We start from the raw sequence: 12,035 nt of genomic DNA on the forward strand, positions 1-12,035 counted from the left end.
CGGAAGTGCAGCAAGGTTAAGTCAGGGATCATCGCCGTCACAAAGGCGGCCATGGTGGTGGATTTACCCGCACCGTTACCGCCCGAAAGCGTGGTGACCAGTTCATCAAGATCAAAAGTACGGGCAAAGAAGCCGTTCCAGTTGATCAGCGTTAGCGAACGAAATTTACCGCGTTCAATCATGCTTGCTCATCCTCCGCGTTATCACTCGCGTCGCTTTCAGCGTCAATATCGTTATCTGCTTCATCGTTTTCTGCCGCAGCCGGCGCGCTTTCCAGCGTCATCGCTTCACCGTCACGAATCAGGCGCAGCTGCGCTTCACGCGCATCATCACCGCTGCGCACGTCGGCACCAAAGCGGAACACCGATTCGGTGATGCGGAATTTGCTGCTGTCGTTGCCCATAAACCACACCATGCCAAGACGGCGCAGGCGACTCAGCGACGCACGCATTTTTTCCTGCAGCTTGGAGCGGTCAAGATCGGAACCGGTGGAGCGCTGGTTTACCAGCTTGAGCAATTTGCTCTCATCGGCCAGCGACAGCAGTTCGTCATAAAGCTCTTGTTGGGTAAAAATCCCCTCATTCGCCAGACGTTCCGGGCTGAGATAGAGATAGCAAAGAATTTTGCCCACCATCATGTCCAGCTCGGACAGCACCGAGCGCGGAATCAAGGTGGTTGAACGCGGACGCAGATAGAAGAAGCCTTCCGGCGCGCGGATCAGCTCAACGTTGTAGCGCGCGTAAAACTCTTCGAGAAATTCCTGGTAATCCATCAGGAAGGCGTGATTATCCAGCTCTTCAATGCCAATGTGGCGACCCGCGCGTAACTGGCTATCGAGCGCCGGGAAAATCGGGTTTGCCAGAGCCAATGCCAGTTTAACTGGCATCACTTGTTCAATATTTGTCGATGACATGTGCCTGCACCTTGGCTCCGTAATCATTAATGGCCTGCCATTGCGCAGGCAGACCGGCTAAATCAGCTTCGGCCACGCCGAGTCGCACCGCTTGATCGATGACGATACGCGCCAGATCAAAGTGGCGCGCGCGCGGATACTGCGACAGATAGTCGCGCATCACCGTGGCAAGATGGAGCGGCTTCTGCTCCTGCTTATAAATTTGCAGCGCCTCTTCGATCATCGCGGCCAGCTGCTCGCGAATCTCATTAAACTCTTCGTATTCCATTTCCGGCGGCAGCTCGCCCATCACCTCGTCATTACGCAGCGTCATCTCTTCATCGCGCATATCGTAGAGACGATCGGCATTGGCGTAGGTTAGCGCCCACGGCTGATCGAAATAGTTTTGCACCGACAGGCGTAAACGCTGCGCAAACACGCGGTTCTTATCCATGTCGATGGCGGTACGAATAAATTTGTGTACGTGGCGGTCGTAGCCGATCCACAGATCGATAGCCTGCTGGCCCCAGCTGATGATGCGATCGAGCTTGTTTTGCAGGTCAAACACCAGCTTATCGACAAAGCCCAGATCCGGGCTGCTTAGCGTCGCATCCTGAATGCGCAGTAAATTGGCCTGCAGCTTATCGCCCGCCGCTTCCAGCGTATCCTGCAGTTCACGTAGCGTACCGGAAGTTTCCGACAGTAGCATTTCACAGCTGGAGATCGCTGCGCGCCAGTCTTTGTTGAGCAGATCGGCAATATCGGTTTTCACCGCTTGCTGCTGCTCATCCATCAGACGTTGCGTCATGTCGATGCTATCGAAGATTTCCGCCACCGAATATTTCAGTGGTGCAAACACATTGCGATGCCAGTGGAATTCGTCACCGTCTTCTTCGGCGGCATCTGCGGCACGTTTTAACTCTTGTGCCACAATCGACAACTGCATCGACAGGCGCAGCGTGGAGAACTCGCGCTGACGGATGTAATAGTCGGTAATGCCGATGGCGAGCGGTGTCAGACGATAGATGGCGTGGCCTTCCGTTAGCTCGCTGGTAAAGCGATTAAGCAAGCGCTGACGCACCATGTCATTGATGGCGTTGTTGGCACGGACCTGCACGGTTTCGTGGGTTTGTTCGAATGCTTTGCTAACGTGACGAAACGCGTCAATCAGCTCGCCTTCACTCATCTCGCCGTCCATGCGCTCACCGTTTAAGGTGGCGATGGCCAGCAAAAAGGCCAGACGTTCTACCGGCAGCGCAAGCGAAAAATCGTTCTTGCGCGCCCATGCCACCAATTCGGGGACCGTCTGGGAAAATTCGCTCATAGTTGATCCTTCTAGCTGGGTTTGCGCGCGGTCACGTGGATATAGCGCCCTAAACTTAAAAAGGGCTCCTGGCGACAGAAACGCCGTTCCATCTCAATGATTTCCTCAACGCTCTTCCCTGCGCCGGGTTGCGGCTTCATATAATCACAGAAGACGCGAATGCCCGCACGCCGTTCAATTTCAAATCCACAGTTTGTCAGCCAGCGCGTCACATCATCGGGATCACGCGGGAAATCGGGCGACAGCGTGCGCTTTTTGCGTTTGCTCATATTGGCGCGCATATAGCCGAAATTGCCGAGCGTCAGAGTGCGGAAGGTTAAGCCGTGCGCGTTGTAAAACATCAACGACAGCACGCCGCCGGGCTTAAGCGTGTGCCACAGCGCTTGCAGCACCTCTTCCGGATGCGCGACCCATTCCAACACCGCGTGAAACAATACCAGATCAACCTGCGTATCCAAATGTTCGCCCACCTGCTGGGCGCTAATTTGTTTGAATTGCATGTTGTGGCTCACACCTGCGGCGAGCGCATGAGCTTCCGCCAGCTTCAGCATCTCAGCAGAGAGATCGCACAGCACCACCTGATGGCCGCGCGCCGCCAGCCCGCTTGAGATTTGTCCCACGCCGCCGCCGGCATCCAGCACTTTTAAAGGTCCGGCAGGCAGTGTCGGTAACAGGGCTTCCAGCTCGTCCCAGACAATCGCCTGGCGCACTTGCCCTTTGCGCGTGCCATAAATGTTCTGTGAGAATTTGTCCGCCAGATCGTCAAAGTTACGATCCTGCATGATGATGGCTCCGCTTTGCTGCATTCAACTTGTGCTATTTTGTCACAGGCTCAACAAGAATGAACCTTTCATGCCGCAGTAACCGTCTGGCAGCTGTTTTTTTGGACAAAAGAGGCCATATTCGATGTTTTTCACATTTAAAAAAGTCATTGGCGGGATGTTGCTCCCCTTGCCGCTGCTGTTATTGCTGATGGCGACAGGACTTTTGCTGCTCTGGTTCAGCCGCTGGCAAAAAAGCGGCAAAATCCTTATCTCTTGCAGCTGGCTACTACTGCTGGTGTTAAGCCTGCAGCCGGTTGCCGATCGCTTGCTGTTACCGCTGGAAAATCATTTTCCCACCTGGAACGGTAACGAGCCGGTCGATTATATCGTGGTGCTTGGCGGCGGCTATACCTTCAATCCGAATTGGGCGCCGAGTTCGAATTTAATCAGTAACAGTTTGCCGCGCGTGGCCGAAGGCGTGCGTCAGTGGCGGCGCTTTCCGCAGGCGAAAATGATCTTCACGGGCGCAGCGGCAGGCGAAAATCCACGCAGCAGCGCCAGCGTGGCGGCTGAAGTGGCAGAAAGTCTTGGCGTACCGCCAGAAGCGATTATTCAGTTGGATCAACCACGGGATACGATTGGTGAAGCGCGCGCGGTAAAACAGACGATTGGGGAACATCCGTTTTTACTGGTGACATCCGCCAACCACTTGCCACGTGCGATGCAATTCTTCCAAAGTGCTGGCATGAATCCGCTGGCTGCACCGGCGAACCAGCTGGCGGTGACATCACCGCTCAACGGGTGGGAACGCGCGATTCCGTCACCGCTGTGGCTCGGTCACAGTGAGCGAGCGATCTATGAAACGCTGGGACAGATCTGGCAGAAGCTGCGCGGTGACGATCTCACCTCAACCCAGCCAGGGGAGTAATTGCGCACGGGCGTGATCGAAACGCGGACGGTCAAACTGTCCGCTGCTGACCAGCGTGTCGACGCAATCCCACAACTGATACAACCAGCGTCGCCAGAGGAAACCTTCCGCCACGGGCGCACGCTGCAGATAGTGTTGCAGCAGTGACGCTTCCGCGCCGCTATCCGCCAGGCGCATCAGATCGTATTCGCGCGGTGCCCAGAGAATGTTGCCCGGCTGCATCATCGCAATTAACTGATCGCTGTGCGCATCTTTCAACATGCTGGCTAAGCGCAAATTGCCGTGCATCAACACGCAGGGATCGTCAAATCCGTTGAAAAGACGCGCTAATAACTGACGGCTGCGAAATAGAATCTGACGATCTTCCAGCGTGAAAAACGGCGGCGACAGATAACCCAGCGTTGACCACAGCACATCAACCCGCTGTCGATACCATGCGGGCCAGCTATTTTCCTGTACGCTGTCCACGCTGCCGACTAAGCCATGACTGTCGATGCGATGCCACGCCAATACGCCTTCGACGATCTGCTCGCACAGCTGTTCCCAGCGTGCTGCGCTGCGTGCCGGAGCTTCCGCCGAGACGCCGTTGAAGCGCGCCATCAGCAACATTTCATGCACCGGTTTTTGCTGGCTGAGCACCAGGCCAAACACAGCGGGCACGGCGATCATGCCATCACGTCCGAGCATGGTCAGTTTTTTAGCTTCCAGCGCCGCGCGTCCCTGATGACGAAAATACTTCGCCACCAGCGGCATCGGTTTACCGGCGTTGTCGTAAAGCGCATACAGCCGCGTGTGCGTCTGCTCGCTAATGGTTTCGAGACGGCTGATGCTTTCACCGAGCACCAACGCGAGTTCTGAACGGAGCTGTTCCATGCAATATCCTCCGAAGTCAAAGGGCTGGAATATGCTGGAGGTGATGGCGGCGCAAAGCTTAGCGCCAGATCAAACTTTAAGGCCAGCGAGAGCCGCTGGCCGGTCGGAGATTAACCCTGCATAGCGAGACGAACCCGCTCAAGGTCTTCCGGCGTATCCACCCCAACACTTGGGATAGCTTTTGCCACCGCGACGTGAATCTTTTCACCGTACCACAGCACGCGCAGCTGTTCGAGCAGCTCAATGTGCTCCAGCGGGCAAGGTTCCCACGCGATATAGCGACGGATAAAACCGGCGCGATAGGCGTAGATACCAATGTGGCGCAGCAGCGTGTCGCCAATCTGCTCGCGCGATTGAGCATAACGCTCGCGATCCCAGGGAATGGTGGCGCGTGAGAAGTAAAGCGCATAACCTTTGGCGTCCATCACCACTTTCACCGCGTTTGGGTTAAAGGCTTCTTCTGCATCGGTGATCGGCACCGCCAGCGTCGCCATGCCGGCTTCGGATTGCGCCAGATTACCTGCTACCTGACGTACAATTTCCGCCGGGATCATCGGCTCGTCGCCCTGCACATTAACGATGATCGTGTCGTCGGCAAACTGATACTTTTCGATCACTTCGGCCAACCGCTCGGTGCCAGACTGATGATCGACTCGCGTCATGCACACTTCGCCGCCCGCTGCAGTTACCGCCGCCGCCACATCCGGATGATCGGTGGCGACAATCACGCGATCGGCACCCGATTCACGCGCGCGTTCCATGACGTGCAGCACCATCGGTTTACCCTGAATATCCACCAGCGGTTTGCCGGGCAGACGCGTTGAAGCGTAACGCGCAGGAATAATGGCAACAAAACTCATGGATGAATCTCTTCAACAGACAGCGTACGCGCTTCCACTTCCAGCAGCACTGGAATGCCGTCACGTACCGGATAAGCCAGGCCATCTGGTTTACAGATCAGCTCTTGCTGCTCTTTGTTGAAATAGAGTTTTCCGTTGCATACCGGGCAGGCAACGATTTCGAGTAAACGGTGATCCATAATCTTCTCCATTCAGGACCGAATCAGGCGGTTAGCATAGCATAATAGCGTGCGCGTGAATGGCGCACTCAAGCCAGACAAATGGCGGCTTTATTCATCAATCGACCAGCGATTTGACCAGACAGCCAGCAGTTCTGCTGGCGCATTTTCGATAATCACTTCGTTGGCACCTTGCCACGCAGCAAAGCGATTAATGGCTTTTTGTACATCATTAAGGAAAGCGTTACTGACGCGTGTGCCCTCTTCCAGCCAGAATGCACGAATTACCAATTGTTTTGCCTGACGCTCCATTTTGGCGTCGATACGCGCTTTCAATACGCCGCGATGTAGCACTGGCAAGACAAAATAACCATATTTGCGCTTCTCCGCTGGCGTGTAGCACTCAATGCGGTAATCAAAATTAAACAGCTCCAGCGCACGACGACGATCCCAAACCACCGGATCAAAGGGTGACAACAGCGCGGTATGCGTGGCCAAGAGTGGCTTTTCCAGCAACGGCAATAACGCGTGGTGCAGCCACATTTCGCCCAGTTGCTCGACCTCAACGCGAACTATCTCTCCGCGCGCGGCGGCATCCGCGAGCCACGACTTGAGCGGTGCGCGTTTGAGGCGATAGTAGTCTGCTAGCCAACTGTCACGAAAAATGCCGAGGCTGCGCGCGCTGTGACTCAGCATCTTTATGACTGCTTCGTCTTCACTTAGTGCATGCTGTTCATCAATCCAGTCCGGCATTACGCGGCTGTGCAGATCGTAAACTCGTTGGAAGTTGCGCCGTTCTACCACCATCAATTGACCGGCACTGAACAAATTCTCCAGATGACGCTTATGCGGCTTCCACACCCACCAGCCTGGTTTGGTCTTTTTATCATTGCTGAAATCGGCAGCACGTACCGGACCATTGGCGGAGATGTGTTGCAGAAGATCAGTGATTTCCTGTTGATGTTCCTCAACCCACTGTTGGTTGTACTTCCAGCCAAGTCGCTGTGGTTCCAGCATGCGATGGCGCAGCAGTGGGTAATCTTCGAAAGGAATAAAACAGGCTTCATGCGCCCAATATTCAAATAACGCTCCAGATGCCAGCGCCTGTTCCAGCCAATTGGCCTGATATGCGCCAAGGCGGCTAAACAGCACCAGATAAGGGCTACGAGCCACCACATTGATGGTATCGATTTGCAGCAGAGACATTTGTCGTACAGTGGCGTGAATATCGTTAAAGCGCGCCCGACGGCCCAAAGGACGTAACAGTCCCTGAGCAGCCAGATGAAGGTGACGAGCAGTTTGTAACGAGAGGGAAGCGGCGAGGTTCATGACTCAATTCCCTTTTCGGTGGTTAGCGCGAACGGGCGTCGCGCGCGTTGGTGCAGAGATGAGTGATATCGTCTAACAAGGTTGCCACCGCCGCGCCCTGCAGATGCGCATCCACCGGTAGATACCACCAGTTTGGGCGAGCAAATCCACGACATTTCACCGCATCTTTTTCCGTCATCAATAAGCACTGTTCTGCCTGAGTCAGACGTTGCAATTCGTCTTCGCTGTAAGCGTGGTGATCGGCGAAGGCAATTTCTGCCACTGGCTGAATACCTTGCTGTTTGAGCGTGTTAAAGAAGCGCGGCGGATGACCAATACCGGCCATCGCGACAATTTCCGGCAGTTGCTCTAATGCTACGGTTGCGCCGCTGATCAGGTTTACTGCCAGACCGGGCTGCAATGTCATCGCAATTTCGCCCGTCTGCGCATCACCACCATTAACGATCACCGCATTCACCGTCTGAAGTCGCGAGGCACGTTCACGCATCGGCCCAGCCGGTAACCACCAGCCGTTGCCAAAACGACGCATACCATCCACCACCACGATTTCACGATCGCGCTGCAGCGCGTAGTGCTGCAGGCCATCATCGGTAATGATCACATCCAGATCGTGCGCAGCGAGCAGGCCTTCTACCGCCAGACGCCGCTGCGGCGCAACCGCGACTGGCGCCTGCGTGCGCTGAGCGATTAAAACAGGTTCATCGCCTGCCTGCGCCGTAGGCGTTTCAGCGGTAACCAGCAGAGGATAACGTTCAGCCTTTCCACCGTAACCCCGCGACACCACGCCAGCACGTAAACCGCGTTGTTGCAGCGCCTGCACCAACCAGATCACTACGGGCGTTTTACCATTCCCGCCTGCGGTGAGGTTCCCCACCACAATCACCGGGCAAGGTGCACGCCAGCTTTTTCGCCACCCGCGCTGGAAGCTGAGGCGAATCAGCCAGGTGATCGCCCCATAAAGCAGACTCAGCGGCCATAGCAGTAGCCACAACGGCGAGCGCCCGCTCCAGATGCGTTCGATCATTGACCGAACTGCAGCTTGTGAAGCTGCGCATAGGCGCCCTTCTGTTCCAGCAGCACGCTGTGAGTACCACGCTCGACAATGCGCCCATCTTCAACCACGACGATCTCATCAGCTTTTTCAATGGTCGACAGACGGTGCGCAATCACCAGTGAAGTACGGTTTTTCTGCAGCTCATCAAGTGCGGCCTGAATCGCCCGCTCAGATTCGGTATCGAGCGCTGATGTGGCTTCATCGAGAATCAAGATTGGGCAGTCACGCAGTAACGCGCGCGCAATTGCAATTCGCTGACGCTGACCACCGGAGAGCAGCACGCCGTTCTCGCCAATCACGGTATCGAGGCCATTATCCATCTTCTGGATGAAGTCCATCGCATGCGCCATGGTCGCAGCCTGTTCGATTTGTTCACGCGTGTACTGACCATTGCGGGCATACGCAATGTTGTTGGCGATGGTGTCGTTGAAAAGGTGCACGTTCTGGGAAACCAGCGCGACTTGGTTACGCAGCGAGCGCAGGGTGTATTCACGCAAATCGTGACCATCCAGCAAGATTTCACCGCTGTCGATGTCGTAGAAGCGCGTCAACAAACTGGCCATGGTGGATTTACCCGAACCGGAACGACCGACCAGTGCAACCGTTTTACCGGCAGGCAGCGACAGGTTGATATCTCGCAGCGCAGGGATTTCACGGCCTGGATAGGTAAAGGTCACGTTGCGGAATTCAACATCACCTTTGGCGCGATCCATCTCACGCTTGCCGTTATCCACTTCCTGCTCACTGTCGAGAATCGAGAACAGCGTCTGGCAAGCCGCCATACCACGCTGGAACTGCGCATTGACGTTGGTCAGTGACTTCAGCGGACGCATCAGAGCAATCATTGAAGAGAAGACCACGGTGATGGTACCGGCTGTTAATGTCTCCATCACACTTGGGAAGCTGGCGGCATAAAGCACGAATGCCAGTGCCAGCGAGGCAATCAACTGAATCACAGGATCGGAGATTGAAGACGCCGACACCAGTTTCATGCCCTGTTGACGCATCTTGTTACTAACCTGAGAAAAACGGTTTGCCTCAACTTCCTGACCACCAAAAATCAGCACTTCTTTATGCCCTTTAAGCATCTGTTCGGCGCTGGTCGTCACCTGTCCCATTGTGTTCTGCATGTTCTTACTGATGCTGCGGAAGCGCTTGGAAACGGTACGAATAGCAAAAGAGACGATCGGCGCCAGCACAATGAGAATCAGAGACAGCTGCCAGCTGTAATAGAACATCATGATGAACAGGCCAATAATCGAAGCCCCTTCACGCACCACGGTAACCAGTGCGCTTGAAGAAGAAGAAGCAACCTGCTCAGAATCGTAGGTGATGCGTGATAGCAAAGTACCCGTTGACTGCTGATCAAAGAATGTTACCGGCATGCCCATCATATGGCCGAATAGACGGCGACGCATATTCATGACCACGTTGCCGGAAACCCATGAGATGCAGTAACTGGAGATATAGCTGGTCACACCACGCACCAGCATCAGGCCGATTACCACCAGCGGCATCCACAGCATTACGGATCTGTCAGCTTTACCGAAGCCATCATCCAGTAAAGGTTTCAACAGAGAGAGCATCAGGGTATCGCCTGCCGCATTGAGTATCAGCGCCACCGCTGACACATACAGGCCAGCCTTGTGGGGCGCAATCATCGGCCAGAGTCGACGGAATGTCTGCCACGTTGAGAGATCTTTATCTTGATGCATTATTTATTCACGCTGTTTGAAATAGCCGCTCATTCTACCTGGAATCGCGTTTGACGCCAAACCACTGATGGTACCAGCGAGGCTTTATTTGCTCTCTTAAGCCCTTAATTTGCCAATGACCTTGTCTGATACCCACATGAATCTGCCCCGATTGTGCCGTGTCGTACCACATGTAGCCTTGCTGACGATAGCGCTGCACCACGGCTGGTGCTGGCATACGCCAGGCGTTATAACGCGCCACCGAAGCGAATGCAGTCTTACCAGCAACATTACGTAACAGTAACGCGCCTGACGAAGTGCGACTGCCATGGTGCGGCACCTGCAAAATCGTCGCGCTGAGTGCATCTTTTTCCAGCGCGACAATTTTTCTCTCGGCTTCTAACTCAATATCACCGGTGAGCAATACGCTAAATTGCCCGTCATCGACTCGCACCACACATGAATCGTTATTTTGTCCCTGGGTCTGATTCTCCGGCGGCCACAAGGCGGTAAAGTGCAATTTCCCCCAATGCCACCGCTGGCCTCGGAAGCATGGCAGGTGTCCCTCTTCCATTAAAGCACTACGAATTTCTACCGCTGGATTAGTTTTGAGCAATGAGTGTAGCCCACCACGGTGATCAAGATGCTTGTGGCTTAATATCAGAGAATGAAGGCTTCTGCTGTGATACTGCAACCATGGCAGGATGACGCGTGAACCGGCATCATCCTGCTTCCAGCCCGGTCCAACGTCATAAAGCACCACTTCATTGCCCTGAGTAATGGCAATGGCCAGTCCGTGCCCAACATCAATCATGTCGATTTGCCAATCATCACGCTGTGTAGAACTGCGCCAGAGGATAATCGCGAGTACCAGGCTACAACACGGCATCAGGCTGCGATAAATCAGCTTGCTGCGCCAGAGAAGTAATCCCACCCACAGCAGCACGATCGCGGGTAAGGTATCGCTCCATGCCCACCAGCCAGCGGGTAACCACTGCAGCACCAGCAATACTTTGTTTATAGAAAGGTCCGCCAGATACCACAATCCCGCTGAAATCGGCGGCACAGGCAAGAGCATTGCCAGCAATATCAGTGGCACCGTGACAAATGACACAACCGGCACCGCGATCAGATTTGCCAATAAAGCATTCAGGCTTATTCCCTGAAACAGGAAGATTTGTAGCGGAGCCATGAGGATCATCATGCCGAGCTGCAGATGCAGCAATTGCAGTAGCAGCCATCGACGCTTTGAGCAAAAGCGATGCGGCAATGGAAACCATTGATACCAAACAATCAGCATCGCGACCGCCAGTGATGACAACCAAAAGCTTTCGGAAAGAACGGTTAATGGATCAAGTGCCAGCAATGCGCCAATACAAAACGCCCAGACTTGCCAGCCACTGAGTTGCCAACCAACGCTACGAATACCTGTCCAAAGTATGAGTGCGATAATCGCGCGCTGGGCCGGTGCATGGCTGCCAGAAACCCATGTGTAAAGTGCTGCGGTTATGATGCTAATCAGCAGTGGAAACAAGTGGCCTATCAAATGAGCGGGGAAAATCACCTGAATTGCACGCGCCAATAGCCATCCAACACTGGCAGCTAACGCAATGTGCATTCCTGAGATGGCCATCAAGTGGGCAGTGCCGGTCTCACGCAGCAACTGTCGCTGTTCTTCAGTCATGTTGGCACGTATGCCAAACGCTAAAGCCTGCATAATTGCGGGTTGTTGGAGACTAACAAATTTAGCTAAATGGTAATCAATGAAACGCGTACGCCAGTTGCAGGTTAGCGATTCCGCCTGCTGACTGATGATGCGACCTTGCAGCGGAGTGTGATTCGACAAAGCAAAACGCTGCAGATCGAACTCCCCTTCGTTCAGTCTGCCGTGCACGGCACGCAGTCGCAGTTTCATCTGCCAGCGCTGACCGGCACAAAATGGTTGCTCAGTAGAAGCACTATTGAGCGTCACAAAGAGAGGTGGAAATTGATAACGCTGGCCGACTCGCAAGATTTGCACGGTTAGCTGCTGCTTTTGTTCACGCACTTCGGTAATTCGTACTGTGGCTTCAATCGATGTGGCAGTCAGATCCTCAATTGCATTGATCATCAGCCGAGCTTCATTCAATGTCCAGGCCAACATTAACAGAGTAATCCCT

General features: G+C 54.4%; 12 protein-coding genes. 1 reads left to right on the top strand and 11 read right to left on the bottom strand.

The window, feature by feature from the left end; all coding sequences use genetic code 11:
* The 4 genes from RTY00_RS10030 to cmoM all read right to left on the bottom strand — a co-directional run.
* On the bottom strand, window positions 1-182 hold a 182-nt coding region (locus RTY00_RS10030), incomplete at its 3' end, for an ATP-binding protein (RefSeq protein ID WP_312664329.1).
* On the bottom strand, window positions 179-913 hold the full coding sequence (mukE, locus tag RTY00_RS10035) for a chromosome partition protein MukE (RefSeq protein ID WP_312664330.1): 735 nt from the start codon (window positions 911-913) through the stop codon (window positions 179-181). The genes mukE and RTY00_RS10030, both read right to left, overlap by 4 nt.
* Entirely contained in the window at window positions 894-2,216 is a 1,323-nt protein-coding gene (mukF, locus tag RTY00_RS10040) for a chromosome partition protein MukF (RefSeq protein ID WP_007887410.1), read from the bottom strand. Before mukF ends, mukE begins: the two co-directional genes overlap by 20 nt.
* Before the next feature lie 11 nt (window positions 2,217-2,227).
* On the bottom strand, window positions 2,228-2,998 hold the full coding sequence (cmoM, locus tag RTY00_RS10045; protein WP_154153018.1) for a tRNA uridine 5-oxyacetic acid(34) methyltransferase CmoM: 771 nt from the start codon (window positions 2,996-2,998) through the stop codon (window positions 2,228-2,230).
* Window positions 2,999-3,122: 124 nt separating this feature from the next.
* Between cmoM and elyC the strand changes: the two genes are divergently transcribed.
* Entirely contained in the window at window positions 3,123-3,908 is a 786-nt protein-coding gene (gene elyC / locus RTY00_RS10050) for an envelope biogenesis factor ElyC (RefSeq protein WP_312664331.1), read from the top strand.
* Here the strand turns inward: elyC and RTY00_RS10055 are convergent.
* The 7 genes from RTY00_RS10055 to RTY00_RS10085 form a co-directional block, all read right to left on the bottom strand.
* Complete coding sequence (locus RTY00_RS10055; RefSeq protein WP_312664332.1) at window positions 3,888-4,781, bottom strand: YcbJ family phosphotransferase; 894 nt, start codon at window positions 4,779-4,781, stop codon at window positions 3,888-3,890. The two genes, elyC and RTY00_RS10055, sit on opposite strands and share 21 nt — an antisense overlap.
* Window positions 4,782-4,891: 110 nt before the next feature.
* On the bottom strand, window positions 4,892-5,641 hold the full coding sequence (gene kdsB, locus RTY00_RS10060) for a 3-deoxy-manno-octulosonate cytidylyltransferase (RefSeq protein ID WP_256696098.1): 750 nt from the start codon (window positions 5,639-5,641) through the stop codon (window positions 4,892-4,894).
* Entirely contained in the window at window positions 5,638-5,820 is a 183-nt protein-coding gene (locus tag RTY00_RS10065) for a Trm112 family protein (RefSeq protein WP_007887424.1), read from the bottom strand. Before RTY00_RS10065 ends, kdsB begins: the two co-directional genes overlap by 4 nt.
* A 90-nt stretch (window positions 5,821-5,910) precedes the next feature.
* The gene (locus RTY00_RS10070; RefSeq protein WP_312664333.1) at window positions 5,911-7,128 is read right to left on the bottom strand and encodes a winged helix-turn-helix domain-containing protein; all 1,218 of its coding nucleotides are present in this window, start codon (window positions 7,126-7,128) and stop codon (window positions 5,911-5,913) included.
* 22 nt (window positions 7,129-7,150) lie between these two features.
* On the bottom strand, window positions 7,151-8,152 hold the full coding sequence (gene lpxK / locus RTY00_RS10075) for a tetraacyldisaccharide 4'-kinase (protein WP_312664334.1): 1,002 nt from the start codon (window positions 8,150-8,152) through the stop codon (window positions 7,151-7,153).
* A complete protein-coding gene (gene msbA, locus RTY00_RS10080; protein WP_277975706.1) occupies window positions 8,149-9,897 on the bottom strand; it encodes a lipid A ABC transporter ATP-binding protein/permease MsbA in 1,749 nt (582 codons plus the stop codon). The genes lpxK and msbA overlap by 4 nt, the downstream gene beginning before the upstream one ends.
* 34 nt (window positions 9,898-9,931) lie before the next feature.
* A partial coding sequence (locus tag RTY00_RS10085; RefSeq protein ID WP_312664335.1) for a DNA internalization-related competence protein ComEC/Rec2 occupies window positions 9,932-12,035 on the bottom strand: 2,104 nt, incomplete at its 5' end.

Source organism: Pantoea sp. CTOTU49201, assembly GCF_032054795.1.
Taxonomy (GTDB): domain Bacteria; phylum Pseudomonadota; class Gammaproteobacteria; order Enterobacterales; family Enterobacteriaceae; genus Pantoea; species Pantoea symbiotica.

Bases quoted from the DNA above. Each gene is read 5' to 3' on its own strand.
- mukE (WP_312664330.1), bottom strand. From the start codon at position 913: ATGTCATCGACAAATATTGAACAAGTGATGCCAGTTAAACTGGCATTG.
- mukF (WP_007887410.1), bottom strand. From the start codon at position 2,216: ATGAGCGAATTTTCCCAGACGGTCCCCGAATTGGTGGCATGGGCGCGC.
- cmoM (WP_154153018.1), bottom strand. From the start codon at position 2,998: ATGCAGGATCGTAACTTTGACGATCTGGCGGACAAATTCTCACAGAAC.
- elyC (WP_312664331.1), top strand. From the start codon at position 3,123: ATGTTTTTCACATTTAAAAAAGTCATTGGCGGGATGTTGCTCCCCTTG.
- RTY00_RS10055 (WP_312664332.1), bottom strand. From the start codon at position 4,781: ATGGAACAGCTCCGTTCAGAACTCGCGTTGGTGCTCGGTGAAAGCATC.
- kdsB (WP_256696098.1), bottom strand. From the start codon at position 5,641: ATGAGTTTTGTTGCCATTATTCCTGCGCGTTACGCTTCAACGCGTCTG.
- RTY00_RS10065 (WP_007887424.1), bottom strand. From the start codon at position 5,820: ATGGATCACCGTTTACTCGAAATCGTTGCCTGCCCGGTATGCAACGGA.
- RTY00_RS10070 (WP_312664333.1), bottom strand. From the start codon at position 7,128: ATGAACCTCGCCGCTTCCCTCTCGTTACAAACTGCTCGTCACCTTCAT.
- lpxK (WP_312664334.1), bottom strand. From the start codon at position 8,152: ATGATCGAACGCATCTGGAGCGGGCGCTCGCCGTTGTGGCTACTGCTA.
- msbA (WP_277975706.1), bottom strand. From the start codon at position 9,897: ATGCATCAAGATAAAGATCTCTCAACGTGGCAGACATTCCGTCGACTC.